The organism is Natronomonas halophila, from assembly GCF_013391085.1.
Taxonomy (GTDB): domain Archaea; phylum Halobacteriota; class Halobacteria; order Halobacteriales; family Haloarculaceae; genus Natronomonas; species Natronomonas halophila.
This window is the reverse complement of sequence record NZ_CP058334.1, coordinates 1188330-1203515: the sequence shown is the minus strand read 5'-3', so window position 1 is coordinate 1203515 and position 15186 is coordinate 1188330. Positions and strand designations below refer to the sequence as shown.

The 15186-nt window shown below is 65.6% G+C and carries 19 protein-coding genes; 11 read left to right on the top strand and 8 right to left on the bottom strand.

What is annotated here, in order from left to right; translation table 11 throughout:
• Positions 1-84 precede the first annotated feature (84 nt).
• Positions 85-1152 carry a zinc-dependent alcohol dehydrogenase family protein gene (locus HWV23_RS06600; RefSeq protein WP_178291616.1) on the top strand — a complete coding sequence of 356 codons (1068 nt, stop codon included), beginning with the start codon at positions 85-87 and terminating at the stop codon, positions 1150-1152.
• A 224-nt stretch (positions 1153-1376) separates the two neighbouring features.
• Positions 1377-1586: a hypothetical protein gene (locus tag HWV23_RS06595; protein WP_178289630.1), complete on the top strand. Its 210-nt coding sequence runs from the start codon at positions 1377-1379 to the stop codon at positions 1584-1586.
• Here the strand turns inward: HWV23_RS06595 and HWV23_RS06590 are convergent.
• The 4 genes from HWV23_RS06590 to HWV23_RS06575 are packed head-to-tail and all read right to left on the bottom strand — an operon-like array spanning position 1583 to position 4353.
• A complete protein-coding gene (locus HWV23_RS06590; protein WP_178288259.1) occupies positions 1583-1807 on the bottom strand; it encodes a hypothetical protein in 225 nt (74 codons plus the stop codon). The two genes, HWV23_RS06595 and HWV23_RS06590, sit on opposite strands and share 4 nt — an antisense overlap.
• Before the next feature lie 2 nt (positions 1808-1809).
• A complete protein-coding gene (locus HWV23_RS06585; protein ID WP_178289629.1) occupies positions 1810-2055 on the bottom strand; it encodes a hypothetical protein in 246 nt (81 codons plus the stop codon).
• A gap of 34 nt (positions 2056-2089) precedes the next feature.
• Entirely contained in the window at positions 2090-2317 is a 228-nt protein-coding gene (locus HWV23_RS06580) for a hypothetical protein (RefSeq protein ID WP_178289628.1), read from the bottom strand.
• A 56-nt stretch (positions 2318-2373) separates the two neighbouring features.
• The gene (locus tag HWV23_RS06575; RefSeq protein WP_178289627.1) at positions 2374-4353 is read right to left on the bottom strand and encodes a DUF460 domain-containing protein; all 1980 of its coding nucleotides are present in this window, start codon (positions 4351-4353) and stop codon (positions 2374-2376) included.
• A 105-nt stretch (positions 4354-4458) separates the two neighbouring features.
• On the opposite strand from HWV23_RS06575, the gene HWV23_RS06570 reads away from it, so the two are divergent.
• On the top strand, positions 4459-4914 hold the full coding sequence (locus HWV23_RS06570; RefSeq protein WP_178289626.1) for a MaoC family dehydratase: 456 nt from the start codon (positions 4459-4461) through the stop codon (positions 4912-4914).
• Between the two features lie 19 nt (positions 4915-4933).
• Here the strand turns inward: HWV23_RS06570 and HWV23_RS06565 are convergent, their stop codons facing one another.
• Positions 4934-5518: a class I SAM-dependent methyltransferase gene (locus HWV23_RS06565; protein ID WP_178289625.1), complete on the bottom strand. Its 585-nt coding sequence runs from the start codon at positions 5516-5518 to the stop codon at positions 4934-4936.
• A 222-nt stretch (positions 5519-5740) separates the two neighbouring features.
• Between HWV23_RS06565 and HWV23_RS06560 the strand changes: the two genes are divergently transcribed.
• Positions 5741-6442, top strand: coding sequence for a DUF120 domain-containing protein (locus HWV23_RS06560; RefSeq protein WP_178289624.1), 702 nt, complete (start codon positions 5741-5743; stop codon positions 6440-6442).
• Positions 6426-7151 (top strand): 3,4-dihydroxy-2-butanone-4-phosphate synthase, encoded by a 726-nt coding sequence (ribB, locus tag HWV23_RS06555; protein ID WP_178289623.1) that lies wholly within the window; start codon positions 6426-6428, stop codon positions 7149-7151. Before HWV23_RS06560 ends, ribB begins: the two co-directional genes overlap by 17 nt.
• A gap of 13 nt (positions 7152-7164) precedes the next feature.
• On the opposite strand, the gene HWV23_RS06550 is transcribed toward ribB, so the two are convergent.
• The 3 genes from HWV23_RS06550 to HWV23_RS06540 are packed head-to-tail and all read right to left on the bottom strand — an operon-like array spanning position 7165 to position 9157.
• Positions 7165-7884 carry an energy-coupling factor transporter transmembrane component T family protein gene (locus tag HWV23_RS06550; RefSeq protein ID WP_178289622.1) on the bottom strand — a complete coding sequence of 240 codons (720 nt, stop codon included), beginning with the start codon at positions 7882-7884 and terminating at the stop codon, positions 7165-7167.
• Entirely contained in the window at positions 7878-8576 is a 699-nt protein-coding gene (locus HWV23_RS06545; RefSeq protein ID WP_178289621.1) for an energy-coupling factor ABC transporter ATP-binding protein, read from the bottom strand. The genes HWV23_RS06550 and HWV23_RS06545 overlap by 7 nt, the downstream gene beginning before the upstream one ends.
• Positions 8573-9157, bottom strand: coding sequence for a biotin transporter BioY (locus HWV23_RS06540; protein WP_178289620.1), 585 nt, complete (start codon positions 9155-9157; stop codon positions 8573-8575). Before HWV23_RS06540 ends, HWV23_RS06545 begins: the two co-directional genes overlap by 4 nt.
• Before the next feature lie 95 nt (positions 9158-9252).
• On the opposite strand from HWV23_RS06540, the gene HWV23_RS06535 reads away from it, so the two are divergent.
• The 6 genes from HWV23_RS06535 to HWV23_RS06510 all read left to right on the top strand — a co-directional run bounded on the left by HWV23_RS06535 (position 9253) and on the right by HWV23_RS06510 (position 15138).
• A complete protein-coding gene (locus tag HWV23_RS06535; RefSeq protein ID WP_178289619.1) occupies positions 9253-9849 on the top strand; it encodes a conditioned medium-induced protein 4 in 597 nt (198 codons plus the stop codon).
• Between the two features lie 259 nt (positions 9850-10108).
• Positions 10109-10615, top strand: a complete 507-nt coding sequence (locus HWV23_RS06530; RefSeq protein WP_178289618.1) for an NUDIX hydrolase — start codon at positions 10109-10111, stop codon at positions 10613-10615.
• Between the two features lie 67 nt (positions 10616-10682).
• Positions 10683-11228 (top strand): orotate phosphoribosyltransferase, encoded by a 546-nt coding sequence (pyrE, locus tag HWV23_RS06525; protein WP_178289617.1) that lies wholly within the window; start codon positions 10683-10685, stop codon positions 11226-11228.
• Positions 11229-11330: 102 nt separating this feature from the next.
• On the top strand, positions 11331-12044 hold the full coding sequence (locus tag HWV23_RS06520) for a phosphoribosyltransferase family protein (RefSeq protein ID WP_178289616.1): 714 nt from the start codon (positions 11331-11333) through the stop codon (positions 12042-12044).
• 111 nt (positions 12045-12155) lie between these two features.
• Complete coding sequence (locus HWV23_RS06515; protein WP_178289615.1) at positions 12156-13634, top strand: NCS2 family permease; 1479 nt, start codon at positions 12156-12158, stop codon at positions 13632-13634.
• Between the two features lie 82 nt (positions 13635-13716).
• A complete protein-coding gene (locus HWV23_RS06510) occupies positions 13717-15138 on the top strand; it encodes an aryl-sulfate sulfotransferase (RefSeq protein WP_178289614.1) in 1422 nt (473 codons plus the stop codon).
• Positions 15139-15186: the final 48 nt, after the last annotated feature.

Below are 15186 nucleotides of genomic sequence, written 5' to 3'. Positions count from 1 at the left end.
TAGGCGGTGACAAGGGTTAAACCGGTGGCGAGGTAGTGTACGCGCGTCATGAGCAAAGCCGACACGGAGCAAGATTCGGACAGCATGCGAGCGGTCGTCTTCCAGGAAGCCGGCGAGATGATGGAAGTCGAGGAGGTCGACCGCCCCGAACCGGACGCGGACGGCATCGTCGTCGAAACCGAGGCCTGCGGCGTCTGCCGCTCGGACTGGCACGCCTGGCAGGGCGACTGGGACTGGGTCGGCGTCATGCCCACGCCCGGCCTCATCTTCGGCCACGAACCCGTCGGCACGGTCAAGGAAGTCGGCGAGGACGTCGAGAACTTCAGCGTTGGCGACCGCGTCTGCGTCCCCTTCAACCTCAGCGACGGCACCTGCCGCTACTGCAAACAGGGCCGCGCGAACATCTGTGAACGAGTCGTCCCGCTCGGCTTCGTCTCCTTCCAGCCCGGCGCCTTCGCCGAGGAGTTCCCCGTCCGCAACGCCGACCACAACGTCATCAAACTCCCCGACGGCGTCGACCCCGTCGAGGTCGCGGGCCTCGGCTGTCGGTTCGCAACGGCCTTCCACGGCCTCGTCCACCGCGTCGATGTCACCGCCGGCGACTGGGTCGCCGTCCACGGCTGTGGCGGCGTCGGCCTCTCGGCGGTCCACATCGCCGACGCCCTCGGCGCCAACGTCATCGCCGTCGACCTCGACGACGACAAACTCCGCAAGGCCGAGGAACTCGGCGCCGACGAGACGGTCAACGTCAAGGACGTTCAGGACGTCCCGCAGGCCGTCAAGGGTCACACCCCGAGCAGCCGCGGGGTCGAGGTCAGCGTCGACGCCCTCGGCGTCGCCGAGACCTGCCGCAACTCCGTCAACTCTCTCGGGAAGGGCGGTCAGAACCTCCAGATCGGTCTCACCACCAGCGAGGAGGAAGGCGAGGTCTCCCTGCCCGTCGACAACATCGTCATGGACGAACGGGAGTTCATCGGCTCCTTCGGCATGCCGCCCCACGAGTACGAGGAAATCTTCTCGATGATGGAGCAGGGCAAAATCAGCCCCGGCAAAATCGTCTCGAAGACCGTCTCGCTCGATGAGGTCCCCGAGACCATCGCCTCGATGGGCGATTTCGACACCATCGGGATTCCGGTCTGCGACGAATTCTAGCGAACTTTTTGCACGGCGAGCCTTCGGCTCGCCGGCAAAAACTTCGATGAAAAAGACACTGCGGGCCTCCCTACGGTCGGCCCTTGGTCCCGCGCTCCCTCCGGTCGCGCGGAGAACCACTCGCGCCCTCCGGGCGCTCGCGGATGCTTTTTGGGTGCCTGTTTCCCTTCGCGTAGCAACTGCCGACCGCGCCTTTTTAGAATACGGTCGGGAAACCCCAAGGTATGGACATCGAACTCGTACGGAAGTCGGTCGGAGATACCGGAACCGTCGGCCTCCTGTTGGTCGCCGTCGGCGTCGTCGTATTCGGCCGGAAGAGTCTCCGTGAGGGCCTCGGCGCGCTCGCCATCGGCTCGGGGGCCGTGCTCGTCATTTTCGGACTGTTCGGCCAGTTCCTCAAGGAAATGGGAATGGGCTTTTCCGACCTGACCTAATCGCGCTGCCAGATGTAGACGACGAAGACGACGAGTGAGGCGATGGGCGTCGCGACCAGACTCGCGACGGCAGCGACGACTGCCCACAGCGCTGCGTTCTCGTCACCGCGTGAAGCCGCGTACTGGTACATGGCGTAGCCGATGGCTATCGGAATCAGGACGATGAGCAGGATGACGAGCAACTCCGGGCCGCCCGGCACGCCGAGTTGAAGCGGGAACATGGTTACACCCCGGTTTCCTTTTCGTCACGCTGCCAGATGTAGACGATTACGACCAGCAGTCCCGCGAACGGCGAGGCGATGAAACTCACCACGCCGGCCACGACTGCCCACAGGGCGGCGTTTTCCTCGCCGCGTTCCTCCGCGTCCGTGTAGACGTAGTACGCGAACACGAACGGCAGGATGAGGAACAGCAGGCCGAGTAACAGCAGTTCTGGACCACCGGGAATACCGAGCTGGAGGGCAAGCATCGTTACCGGATTCTGCGTCCCTCCTTATAAAATATCAGTCTCGCAGGACGTAGTAGATGGCGAAGACGACGATTCCCGGAATAAGGCCGACGAATATCGCGATGCCGGTACCGAGGCCCCACAGCATCGCGTTCATACCCCTGCCCTGCGCGTCCCGGTAGACCCACCGACCGACGAGGAAGGCGATGACCAAGACGATGAGCGTCCCGAGAAGGCCCAGCACACCAGCAAGCGGTCCCGGTCCTGCCTGTAGCGGTAGCATACCCGAAGTGAGTAACGTCTATTTAAAAAGACTGCTGGCCGTCAGCCCCCCTCGCCTCAGCCGTGCTCCGGGTCGCGAGCGCGGTGTTCGCTGATGAGCTGGTCGAGCTGCTCGGATTTCTCCTCCTTGCGGCGCTCCTCGGCGCGGGCCTCCCAGTCGTCGATGACGGCCTCGATGTCGCCCTCCTCGGCGACGGCGAGTTCGTCGATTTCTTGGATGTCGACGTCGTCGGCGGGGCCGACCGGAATCTCGTGGTCGAAGAGCACCTCGTCGGCCTGCTCGGAGAGGCCGCCGTCACGGAGGACGACGCGGGGAGTCCGCTCGGCGAGCAGTTCGGCAGTCGCCCGACCGGCGCCGCTGGCATCCCGGAGGTAGACCACGTCGCCGGACGCGATGCCGTATTCCTCGTCGGCCGTCTCGATGGCGTCCTTGGTGAACTGCGCGATGGGCTTGACGGGAACGAGGCCCTCCTTGGCCTCCGAAACCTCGGCGAAGTTCGAGTGGTCGATTTTCCACAGTTCCTTGAGGCGTTCGAGTTTGCCGTCGAGTTCCTCGTTGGCCTGCTCGGCCTCGGCGAGTTCGCGCTTGAGCCGCTCGTTTTCCCGTTCGAGGCGGGTGACCTCGCGGCGCTCGCGAGCCTCCTTGCGCTCCTCGCGTTTGGCCTCGGAGAGTTCGGATTCGAGCTCGTCGATGCGGTCGTCCTTGCTCGCGATGGTGTCCTTGAGGTCCTCGACGTGGTCCTCGAGGCGGTCGATACGGGCCTGCAAGCGCTTGATTTCCTTCTCGTCGTCGGTCAACTCGCGGGGGTCGTGTTCGGTCGTCTCCTCGTCGGACTCGCCGTCCTCCGAGAGGTCCTCGAGGACCGTTTCGACGCTTTCCTCGCCGGCGACGACGCGGTCGATGACTTCCCCGCGGTCGAACTGCGGCGGCGTTTTCGCGGTGATGCGCTCGAACTGGTCCTCGTGGCCGTCGAAGGCGAAGAGCGCGGCGGCAAGCGCGTCCCGCTGGTGGTCGTTGTCGTAGCTCTCATCGCGCGTGCGGTGGAGTTTCTCGTCGACCGGCAGGTCGCGTTCGGGAATCCAGCCGGCCGCATCGAAACTCCGGCGTATCTTCTCGACGGTTTCGGGCATCGGTTCGACGTCGGCAGCGACGACGACCGGCCGGCCGTGTTCGATAATCCACTCGATGACCTCGGCGGTGTCGCTGGTCCGACTCGACCAGACGTCGAGGGTCTGGCCGTCCAAGTCCAGCAGCGCGACCGCGGTCGTCGTCCCGGGGTCGATGCCGACGACGACGTGGTCCTGTCGCTGGGCCAGCGGGCGGTATTCGATGCCGTCGCGTCGTTCTCGCTCGATTTCGATGCGCGTATCGCCGGAGCGACGGGCGGAAACGGGTATCTCGGAGGGCTTGGCTTCGACCTCGAAGATGGCCCGGGAGTAGCCGCCGTACTTCTCGGTGACGTCCTTCTCGTAGTCGAGGGCGGCCTCGTCGAGTTTCGACTCGACGTCGCGGGCGGTCGTCTTGACCGACCCGTGGATGCGGCGGGTAAAGCGGTCCTCGCTCCAGCCGCCACCGCCGCCGGTCGAGCGCCCTCTGGCGACCTTGATTTCGGTGGTGTTGGTAAAGGCCGACACCTCGTAGCCGACGTTGTGGGCCGCAAGCCGGGCGGCGGCCTCGGCTTCCTGCATCGGCTTTTTGCCGTAGGGGACGCCGTGCCGGGAGGCGACCCGCGAGAGGGGTTCCGGGCGCTCGTCGCCGGTCACCTGGACGAGTTTGGTCTCGGTCGGCAACTCGCGGAGGAAGCCGACGAGACCGGCCTTGTCCTCGGCGAGTTCGTAGGTGTTGTCCGTCGCGACGATGGCGGGCCCCTCGTCGTCGATGCGCCGGCGGAGTTTCCGGTGGGAGACCACGTCGCGCTCGATGGACTCACCGTCGAAGGTAACGAGGGCGTAGGAGGGCGAATCCCCCCGAATATCGCCGCTCTGGATGTCGACCCCGAAGATGATGGAGTCGAGGGCGCTCGTTCGCGTACTCACTACCCCCGGGTAGGGAGTGTGTCGATATAAACTCCGTGCCGGGGGTACCGTGTGCGGGTTTCCGGGGCGGGCGGCTTTTTATCGCCGGGCGTCGAGACTCCATCGATGGCACGCTATTTCGAAGATATCGAGGTCGGCGACGTGTACGAACTCGACGGTCGCTATGAGGTGACCGAAGAGGAGATAACGGAGTTCGCAGAGAAGTACGACCCTCAGCCGTTCCACCTCGACGAGGAGGCGGCCGAAGAGTCGATTTTCGGCTCGCTGGCGGCCTCCGGATGGCACACCGCGTCGATGTGTATGCGCCTGCTGGTGGATGACTTCCTCGAGGAAGAGACGTCGATGGGGGCCCGCGGCGTCGACGAACTGCGGTGGAAACAGCCGGTCCATCCCGGCGATACGCTCCGCGTCGAGGTCGAAATCATCGACAAGCGCCCCTCAGAGAGCAATCCGGCGATGGGCCACGTCCGGATGCGGACGACCGGGTTCAATCAGGACGACGACCCGGTCATCGAGTGGGTCGGCCTCGGGATGCAGCGGCGTCGGACGGCCGAGGAGTAGCCGATAGTTTCACGCCCGGCTACGGCGAGGCATCCGGTTTTGCGAGCGCCGAAAGCCAGTTTTCCCCGGTACGGAACTCGACAGCGCGGAGTCCACCCTCCCCTATCAGCGACCGGAAGCCGTCGGGCCGATAATATTCGAAATGCCGGTCCTGGTCGGCCGGTTTCTGGTAGCCCTCTCGTTTCACGGAGATGTAGGCGACACCGTCTGACCGCAGGACTCGTCGGAACTCCCGGAGCGTCGCCGTAGCCGCCCGGCGAGGGACGTGATGGAAGGACGCGCTGGCCCAGACGCCGTCGAACGCCGCCGCATCGAACGGGAGTCGTCGCATATCGCCCTGCACGAGCGCGGACTCGGGAAGGCGGTCGTCGGCTTCCCGGAGGAACGGTCGCGTGATATCGAGGCCGGTTACGTCGAAGCCGTCGGCGGCGAACGTCTCGATATCGGCGCCCGGACCGCATCCGATATCCAGCAGTTGGGGACCGTCGACAGCATCGAGAAACGCCTCACCGAAGCGTGCGGCAATCGACTCCGAGAGGTACTTTTCGACGTACGCCTCGGAGGCGGATTCATAGCCCGAACGGGTCCGCCCGAATTCGTCCATGGACGACTCATCGCCGGACCGGAAAAAACCGCTTTCGGGATTTCACCCCGTTTCAGGAGGGCCGACGGATACCGAGTCGGTCGATGTCGCCAGAAACGACGCTTTCTTATGTGGCGAGTTACCAAACACGGGTACTGCTGTCGGCTCGCCGCTACCTTTCTCAGTTCTGGAACGATTTCCACATTCGTTATACTTATGCGAGGGAACCTCGTAGCCACGGCTATGTCACAGTCAACCGAGCGCGTCGGACACGACGAGTTGGCGACGCTGAAACTCGTCGCCCTCGATGGCGCGCTCGAGGGTCGGGTCACGGTGACGTGTGCGACACTCGCCGACCGACTCGACGCCTCGAACCAGACCGCTTCCCGCCGCCTCCAGCGACTCGAAGACGCCGACCTCCTCGAACGCGAGATGGCCGGCGATGGCCAGCGGGTCGCCGTCACGGAGGCCGGCGAACGCGCCCTCCAGCGTGAATACGCCGACTATCGCCGCCTCTTCGAGGGCGACGCCGACGTCGAACTCACCGGTATCGTCACCAGCGGCATGGGCGAGGGTCGCCACTACATCTCCCTGCCCGGTTACATGGAGCAGTTCCGCGAGCGCCTCGACTACGAACCGTTCGAGGGCACGCTCAACGTCGACCTCGACGACGACAGCGTCCGCGCCCGCGCTCGGATGGACGCTCTGGACCCCGTCGGTATCGACGGCTGGGAGGACGACGAACGCACCTACGGGCCCGCCTTCTGTTGGCCCGCCACCATCGAAACGGCGGACGGCCGCCGCTACGAGCAGGCCCACGTCATCGCGCCGGAACGGACCCACCACGGCGAGGACCAACTCGAAATCATCGCCCCGGACAAACTCCGCGAGGAACTAGACCTCGAAGACGACGACCACGTCACCATCCATGTCTCAGAGCAGTAATACCACCCAGCCGAAACGCGGCGTCGACGACGCCATCGCGGCCTTCGCCGCCGGCCGACCCGTCCTCGTCCACGACGCCGCCGACCGCGAGGGCGAGGTCGACCTCGTCTACCCCGCCGCGGCCGTCGATTCGGACGCCGTCGCCCGGATGCGCAACGACGCGGGCGGCCTCATCTGTGTCGCGCTGGCCGACGACGTCTGCGAGCGCTGGGAGTTGCCCTTCGTGCAGGAGGTCATCGACCACCCGGCCGGTGCTTCCCATGAACTCGGCTACGACGAGCGCTCGTCGTTCTCGCTGACGGTCAACCACCGCGACACGTTCACCGGAATCACCGACGAGGACCGTGCGCTCACCATCTCGAAACTCGGCGAGGCCGCCGCGAGCGTCCGCCGCGCGAGCGAAATCGCCGGCGACGCCGCCGAGGACGCCATCGCTCCCGACGCGGAGGCCTTCGCCCAGCAGTTCCGCGCGCCGGGCCACGTCCACCTCCTCCGTGCCGCGCCGGACCTGCTCGGCGACCGGGAGGGACACACCGAACTCGGCCTCGTCCTCGCGGAAGCGGCCGACACCGAACCCGCCGTCGTCGTCTGTGAGATGATGGACGACGAGTCCGGCGGCGCGCTCTCGCCTGCCGCGGCCCGCACCTACGCCGACCGGCACGGTTTCCCCTACGTCGAGGGGAGCGAACTCATCGCCCGCCTCGGCTAGGGTTCTCGTCTATTTATATCGGTACGAGCGGCACGACGGCAACGACGAGCAGCGCCGCTGCCAGAAGCAACGCCGGTCCATCCCACCGACCGAATCGGAGTTCCGGAAGCGTCGGGTTCCACGAGAAACACCGGGCTTGTAGCGCGAGCGCGAACGTATCGGCCCGGTCGAACGCGCGATTGAACGCCGCGATGACGATGTTTCGGGCCCGTTCCGAAAAGGAGCGTTCCGTGCCGAGACGGGCGCGGTGGGCGTCACGAATCCGCCCGAGGTCGGCCCGGAGGACGGGCAGAAACCGGAAGACGAAGGAGACGCCCATCCCGAGGAACTGTCCGGGCTTGCCCGGGACGGCCCACTGAACTGCCGCCCGCGACTCCCGGACTGGCGTCGTCCGGACGTAGGCCGCCGCGACGAGCAGTACCAGCAGGACGCGGTAGCCGGCAAGTGCGGGTGCGATGGCGTTCTCGACGAGGAACCACGGGGCCCCCCACGTCACGCTGTCAAGCAGCGGGGCCGCCAGCAGGAACGGGAAGACGAACCGATACTCCCAGAGGACGCGATGGGGTGCGGTTCGAGCCACACCCAGCAGACCGAGCGTAAGCACCGTCAGCACCGCCAACCCTCGCGGCGTCGTGTAGACGAACGCGGCGATGGCGAAGGTCACCTGTACCGCCAGTTTCGACCGCGGGTCGAGCCGGTGGGCCAGTGAGGCGCCGGGTTCGTAGGTCAGCACGGTCGAATATCGGCATCCGCGAGACGGTCACGCGCCTGCTCCGGCGGTTCGTCGAAGGCGATTCGGCCCGCCGAGAGCGCGACGACGCGGTCGGCCCGTTCCAGCAGGTCACGCAGGCCGTGGGTAACGACGACGATGCTGGTTCCGGCCGCAGCGAGTTCGTCGAGGCGTTCGAGGACTGCCTTCTGGGCCGGCCAGTCCAGTCCCGTAAAGGGTTCGTCGAGGACGAGATGGTCGGGGTCCATCGCCAGGGCGCCGGCGATGGCGACGCGGGCCTGTTCGCCACCGGAGAGTTGGTCGATGCGGGCCGCCCGCTGGTCGGCCATATCGACCGCTTCGAGCGCGGTCGCGACGCGTGATTCGATTTCCTCCCGCGGTAGGCCGAGGTTCTCGGGACCGAAGGCGACGTCCTCGCCGACCGTCGCGGCGACGAAGCAGTCGCGGGGGTTCTGAAACACCATCCCGACGGTCGTCCGAGCGAGGACGGGATTGTCCTCGACGGACTCGCCGTCGACACGGACCTCACCCTCGTCGGGCGATAGCAGGCCGTTGAAATGCCGCACCAGCGTCGTCTTGCCGGAGCCGTTCGCGCCCGCGATGACGACGAACTCGCCGTCGTCGATGGCAAGGGAGACGCCGTCGAGGGCGGCGGTTTCGCCGTAGCGATGCGTCAGGTCCTCGGCGGCAATCATTCGGCGCGAATCGCGTTACTGCGGACGAGACCGACGGCGGCGGCCATCTTGGCCGCCTCGGCGGGAACGAAGACGACGGCGCCGCTAATAATCGCCGTCTGGACCGTCATGTCGAGGTTCCACCACATGAAGGGGACACCGAACCCGTAGATGACGAGCGTGCCGGCGGCCATCCCGGCGACCATCCGTGGGATGGAACTCTCAGCGAGCGAACGGAACTCCAGGCCCCCGTGGGCGATATAGCCGACGGCGGCCGCCGCGACGGGATAAGAGAACAGGTACCCGCCGGTCGGCCCGAGGAGTTCCCCGAGGCCGGCCGTCCCCTGTGCGAAAACCGGCGCGCCGAGGGCGCCGGCGGCCAGATACAGCACCATCGAGGCGGCCCCCCACGTCGGCCCCAAAAGGAGTCCCGCGAGGAAGACGCCGAGTACCTGCAGCGTTACCGGCGCCGGCGAGAGGGGATACGGAATCGCCACGTACGCGAACGCACCGATGAGGGCCGCAAACACGGCCGACTGTGCGATGTTCACCGCTATCTCCTCGCCGACGAGGTCGACGTCGGCGGTCGAGGTCTGACTCATACCCAACCTGTTTCAGTCAACTACCTTGGTAGTGTCGGTTGACGACAAACTCGGCGAAGGGTTTTATATGGGAACGACATACGTTTCGTTCCACTATGGACGAAAAAACCGAGGAGCTTCGGGAGTTGTTCGTCGACGTTACGGACGCGGAGACCGTAACGGAGCAACAGGAAAACCCCCGTGGCTCCATTGCCGATGACGGCTCCGACGACGGCCGTCTCGGCGATATCGTCGCTCGTATGCGCGAGGAATTCGGCTTCGACACCTCGCTTTCCGACGACGACCTCGTCACCGTCGTCGAGGGGTTTTACGGTGGGGATTCCGACACGGCCATCGCCGAGGAACTCGGCGTCGCTCCGGATACCGTCTTCCGCGCTCGCCTCGACCTCCATCTGATTCGCGACCGCGACGCCGACGCCCCCTTCGACCTCGCCGACCTCCGGAACCTGCTCGGCGAGGACGCCTCGACGGGCGATATCGCCGCGGAACTCGACGTCGCTCCGGATACCGTCCGCCGCTATCGACGCGTTCTCCGCGCACGTGAGGAAGCACGTAGCGTCAGCGAGCGCTTCCGCAGCGAGTTCGAGGACGTCGTCGCCGACGCCGACCTGACCGCCCGCCTGACGACCGACATGAAGGAAGACGGCCTGCAGGACGCCACCGACGGGATGGAGACGAACGTTTCCTTCTGAAACCACTTTTTGCACGAGAACGCGGGTCGCGCCCGCGAAGGGGCGCGACCCCGGTTCTCGGCAAAAACGTGGTGAAAGTATGCGCGCCCTCCTCCAGTCGCGGCGCCTGACGGCGCCGCGGTAGTCGTCGGGCACTACGGCGCCTCCCTGCGGTCGGCGCCGGGAACCGCGCTCGCTTCGCTCGCGCGGACGCTTATTATAAGACCGGTCCCATCGTGGCCTTAGACGGTTTTACAGTCTGGCGGCGCGAGGGTGTTGTGTGAAGTCCCTCCACGACCCTGAGCAGTTACGTGACCGCGCTGATGTCTCATTCCACGAGGAAACACACGTCGTCGACCGAGAGGAGTTCGATGCCACTCGCGAGAACGTAGATAGCCATATCGTGGTCGGTGTCACGAACGATTCGGGGGAGGTCCTGCTGGTGAACGACGGGTCTCATGGATGGACGTTGGCCGCCTTCCCGCTCGAATCAGCCGAGGATGCGGCGGTGACCGCCCGGCAGGCCCTCGAAAATCTGACGGGAATCTCGATTAGTCTCGATTGCCCGGAGCGGGTCCGTCACATCGAGTTTCGGTCGGATGGTGACGACGCGCGGCAGTTCAGCATGTACAACGTAATCCTTCGCGCATCGCCCGTGGACGGGCGTCCAGTCGCCTCGGAGCCAACGCTCGGTCATACGGAGGTTCAGGACATCGGCTGGTTCGCCGAGGTGCCCGAAGGAACGAGTGACGAACTCGGAGATGATATCCGGCTGTTCCTTGAGTAGCACCCTCGGAGGTTCTCCGCCCGCCCAATTCCACGCCGCTTTTTACCCGGTGCCGCCAGTTCCCAGTATGGCCGACCAGCAACTCATCGACGCGCTCCGCGACGCGGACGCGGTCAAGTTCGGGGAGTTCGAACTCTCCCACGGCGGCACCTCGGAGTACTACGTCGACAAGTACGTCTTCGAGACGAACCCGGACTGTCTGGAACGCATCGCCGAGGCCTTCGCCGAGCGACTCGACGACCTCGGCGCTGGCGACACCAAACTCGCCGGCGTCGCACTGGGCGCCGTCCCGCTCGTCGCCGCGACGGCCGTCGAGACGGGCAACCCCTACGTCATCGTCCGCAAGAAGGCCAAAGAATACGGCACCGGAAATCAGATCGAGGGCGAATTCGAGGACGGCGAGGAGGTCATCGTCATCGAGGACATCGCCACGACGGGCCAAAGCGCCATCGACGCCGTCGAGGCCCTGCGGGATGCCGGCGCCGTCGTCGACCGCGTGATGGTCGTCGTCGACCGCGAGGAGGGCGCCCGCGAGAACCTCGCGGAACACGACATCGAACTGGAGTCGCTGGTGACCGCCTCCGAGTTGCTGGCCGACGCGGACCGACAGTAACGTTCGTCCGCGGTCGTTCGTCGGTTCTATCCATTCATCTGTCTATCTTCTCGGAATTACACACCGAAGTATTCATACACGTGCGGGGGTTGGCCTCTATTTATGAACCGTTCGGAGAAGGCAGCCCTCCAGTTGCGTGCCGTCGACGTGTTGCGGACGCTCAAGGAGACGCGCACCTACGAGGAGCTCGCCGCGGAGACGGGTCTGCCGGCCGGCGACCTCAATCGCTACGTCAACGGGCACGTCCTGCCAAGCGAGGCCCGCGCCCGCGACGTCGTCGAAGGCGTCGGCGAGACGCTGCTCGCCGAGGAACTCGACGCCCGCATCGCCGTCGACGACGAGGGCTACGTCGACAACTCGCGTGTCGTCTTCGACCAGTCGCTGCTCTCGCTAGTCCCGCCGGTCGCCGCGGAGAAACTCGACATCGAACCGCCCGATGCCGTACTGACCGCCGCGACGGACGGCATCACGCTGGCCGCGGCGATGGCCCGGTATTTCGGCGCCCGGTGTGCCTACGCCAAGAAGTCCCGCGAGACGGCCGTCGAGGAGTTCATCGAGGCCCGCCAGCGGCTCTCCTCGGGCATCGAAATCGACTATTACCTCCCCGCCAACGCCATCGAGTCCGGCGAATCCGTCCTCGTGGTCGACGACCTCATCCGGTCCGGCGAGACACAGGAACTCCTGCTGGATATCGCCAAATCCGCCGACGCGGAGGTCGCCGGCGTCTTCGCGCTTATCGCCGTCGGCGACGAGGGCATCGACCGCGCAAAGCGCCACACCGACGCCCCCGTCGGCGCGCTCATCGAACTGGACTGAACGGTCAGTCCCCACCGCCGCGGCGCGGTGTTGCATATATGTGTATATTTAATTGAAAATTTAGACGACAACTCTTAAGTCCACGTCCTGTGGTATGCCCGAACGTGAATTATGGGTCTTACTGAATCGCTCGCGGACTACTTCGAGTTCGACGAGCACGACACCGACTTCCGAACCGAGAGCCTCGCGGGCGTGACCACGTTCCTCGCGATGGCTTACATCATCGTCGTCAATCCGGGTATCCTCGCGCCGGCCATCGTCGGCGGCTTCCCGGAGGGTGACAGCATCCCGACGACGACTATCAACGGCGCTACCTACGACTACTTCCAGGTCGTCGAGATGCTGACGGTCGTCACGATTCTGGCGTCCGCCATCGCCATCTTCGTGATGGCTTTCTACGCCAAGCGACCCTTCGGGCTGGCGCCCGGAATGGGGCTGAACGCCTTCTTCACCTTCACCGTCGTCCTCACGCTGGGCGTCCCGTGGCAGGTCGCTCTCGCGGCCGTCTTCGTCGAAGGCCTCATCTTCATCGCGCTCACGGCGGTCGGCGCGCGGACCTACGTCATCGAACTCTTCCCCGAACCAGTCAAGTTCGCGGTCGGGGCCGGTATCGGTATCTTCCTCCTGTTCCTCGGCCTCCAGAACATGGGTATCGTCGTCAACCATCCGGACACGCTCGTGACGCTGGGCAACGTCCTCCAGAGTCCCCCGGCAGCCCTGTCGCTGCTCGGCCTCGCGCTCACGCTGCTGCTGTACGCGCGTGACGTGAAGGGCTCTATCGTCATCGGTATCCTGACGACGGCCATCACGGGCTACGCCCTCACGCTGGCCGGCGTCGTCGAGCGCGGCGTCCTCGAACCTGGCACGGTCAGTCAGGTCGAATCCGGGGGCATCGGCGCGCTGCTGTTCGGCGTCCAGTACGACTTCACGCCGCTGGTATACGGCTTCATCGAGGGTCTCGGCCTCATCACACAGGACCCGCTTACCTTCGCGCTGGTCGTCTTCACCTTCTTCTTCGTCGACTTCTTCGACACCGCGGGCACGCTCATCGGCGTCTCCCAGATTGGCGGCTTCCTCGATGAGGACGGCAACCTCCCCGAGATGGACAAGCCGCTGATGGCCGACGCCATCGGGACGACCGCCGGCGCCGTCATGGGAACCTCGACGGTCACCACCTACATCGAATCCGCGACGGGCCTCGAGGAGGGCGGCCGGACCGGGTTTACCGCTCTGGTCGTCGGGCTACTCTTCTCGGCCTCCCTGCTCGTCGTCCCGCTCGTGTCGGCGATTCCGCAGTACGCGACCTACATCGCGCTGGTCGTCGTCGGGATTATCATGCTGCAGGGTGTCGCCGACATCGACTGGCAGGACCCCGCGTGGGCCGTCTCCGCGGGCCTTACCATCACCGTCATGCCGCTGACGACCTCCATCGCCAACGGGCTCGCGGCCGGTATCATGAGTTACCCGCTCGTCAAGGCTGCCGTCGGCGAGCGCGAGGACGTCTCGCTCGGCCAGTGGACGCTTGCGGCCGTCTTCGTCCTCTACTTCGTCGTCTACTTCAGCGCGCAGGCCGGCCAACTGTCGTTCTAACCCGACCCGTCCCCGTTTTCTACGTCCGTTCTTTCCTTGCTGAACCGTAACACATTCCTATCGCTCTGCTCCCAGAGAGGGTATGGAGCGCCCGCGTCCGGCCGACTACCCTCGTCGTACCCTGCTTCGCGCGGGCCTCGCCCTGCTTGTCGTCGCGCTGCTCCTTCCGGCGGCCGTCTCGTATGCCGACTCCGACACGCTGGAACTCGGCCCCGGCGAGGTCGAAGCCCCCGCAGACAACACGACCTACGTCAGCGTACAGGGCTTTCACCTCGCCGGCTACGGCGCGGCCAAAAAGCCCGCCCGTCTCGTGGCCGCCGACGGGAACGCGAGCCTGAAGTGGCATTTCGAGGGCGACGACGTCGGCGCCGACTGGTTTTACGAAATCGACCTCCAGAAGAACGGTAACCTCTTCGTCACCTCGACGTACCGCGGGGGGACCGTCGTCTTCGAGTTCGACCCCGAGACTCGGGAGGCGGTCTGGAGCCATCGGTTGCCCGGCGACATGGACACCCACAACGTCGACCGCCTCTCGGAGAACCGCATCCTCGTCGCCAACATGCGCGAGTACGACGGAGAGGTCAGCCGTGACCGCCTCTATATCGAGAACACCGAGACGAACGAAACCGAGTGGGAGTGGGTCTTCCACGAACACTACCCCAACAGCACCGACGGCGGGTTCAACGCCGACTGGACCCACGTCAACGACCTCGATACCATCGGCGAGGACGACCGCTACATCCTCACCTCGCCCCGGAACTTCGACCAGGTCATCGTCATCGACCGCGAAACGGATGCTATCGTCATGCGCCTCGGCGAGGACGGCGACCACGGCACCCTCTACGAGCAGCACAACCCCGACTACATCGAACGGGAGGACGGCACGCCCGTCCTCATCGTCGCCGACAGCGAAAACGACCGCGTCGTCGAATACGAACGCGACTGCGGCGACGCCGACCCACGCCTCGGCGCCGGAACGCCGCCCTCGGAGTGCGACTGGAACCTCGTGTGGTCCGTCGAGGGATTCAACTGGCCGCGAGACGCCGACCGGCTCCCGAACGGCAACACGCTGGTGACGGACACGCTCAACCACCGCGTGGTCGAAATCACGCCGGAGGGCGAAGTCGTCTGGGAGTTCTACGCCGCGTGGGCGCCGTACAACGCCGAACGCGGGACCGACGACAGCCACGGCCCCGCGATGGCCGATTTCGGAACGACGGGGTCCTACACCGTCTCCGGCGGCGGCGATACGGGGCCGGCCTCCCGCTATCAGGTCGCCAACGCCATCAACGACCTCGGGTCCTACACGCCCTTTGAGGCGCAGTTCCGGTCGCTCGCCTCGACGTACGCCCACGTCGAACCGTGGTTCCGCCCGGTCGGCGTCGGCTCGTGGGCCTTCCTCTCGGCGGTTATCGGCCTGCTGGTCGCCGTCGGGTGGGGCCTCAGCGAACTCGTCGTCAACCGCAAGCGACTTCGCCGCGGTGTCCAGCGTCGGCTTCCGTAACCTCGGGTCGATTTCGGCAGTCCTGGCCCACGGTTTTCGCGGTCTGGT

Bases quoted from the DNA above. Each gene is read 5' to 3' on its own strand.
- HWV23_RS06580 (WP_178289628.1), bottom strand. From the start codon at position 2,317: ATGCTACCGCTACAGGCAGGACCGGGACCGCTTGCTGGTGTGCTGGGC.
- HWV23_RS06590 (WP_178288259.1), bottom strand. From the start codon at position 1,807: ATGTTCCCGCTTCAACTCGGCGTGCCGGGCGGCCCGGAGTTGCTCGTC.
- HWV23_RS06535 (WP_178289619.1), top strand. From the start codon at position 9,253: ATGGACGAAAAAACCGAGGAGCTTCGGGAGTTGTTCGTCGACGTTACG.
- ribB (WP_178289623.1), top strand. From the start codon at position 6,426: ATGTCTCAGAGCAGTAATACCACCCAGCCGAAACGCGGCGTCGACGAC.
- HWV23_RS06540 (WP_178289620.1), bottom strand. From the start codon at position 9,157: ATGAGTCAGACCTCGACCGCCGACGTCGACCTCGTCGGCGAGGAGATA.
- HWV23_RS06570 (WP_178289626.1), top strand. From the start codon at position 4,459: ATGGCACGCTATTTCGAAGATATCGAGGTCGGCGACGTGTACGAACTC.
- HWV23_RS06585 (WP_178289629.1), bottom strand. From the start codon at position 2,055: ATGCTTGCCCTCCAGCTCGGTATTCCCGGTGGTCCAGAACTGCTGTTA.
- HWV23_RS06515 (WP_178289615.1), top strand. From the start codon at position 12,156: ATGGGTCTTACTGAATCGCTCGCGGACTACTTCGAGTTCGACGAGCAC.
- HWV23_RS06560 (WP_178289624.1), top strand. From the start codon at position 5,741: ATGTCACAGTCAACCGAGCGCGTCGGACACGACGAGTTGGCGACGCTG.
- HWV23_RS06595 (WP_178289630.1), top strand. From the start codon at position 1,377: ATGGACATCGAACTCGTACGGAAGTCGGTCGGAGATACCGGAACCGTC.
- pyrE (WP_178289617.1), top strand. From the start codon at position 10,683: ATGGCCGACCAGCAACTCATCGACGCGCTCCGCGACGCGGACGCGGTC.
- HWV23_RS06545 (WP_178289621.1), bottom strand. From the start codon at position 8,576: ATGATTGCCGCCGAGGACCTGACGCATCGCTACGGCGAAACCGCCGCC.
- HWV23_RS06600 (WP_178291616.1), top strand. From the start codon at position 85: ATGCGAGCGGTCGTCTTCCAGGAAGCCGGCGAGATGATGGAAGTCGAG.
- HWV23_RS06520 (WP_178289616.1), top strand. From the start codon at position 11,331: ATGAACCGTTCGGAGAAGGCAGCCCTCCAGTTGCGTGCCGTCGACGTG.
- HWV23_RS06565 (WP_178289625.1), bottom strand. From the start codon at position 5,518: ATGGACGAATTCGGGCGGACCCGTTCGGGCTATGAATCCGCCTCCGAG.
- HWV23_RS06510 (WP_178289614.1), top strand. From the start codon at position 13,717: ATGGAGCGCCCGCGTCCGGCCGACTACCCTCGTCGTACCCTGCTTCGC.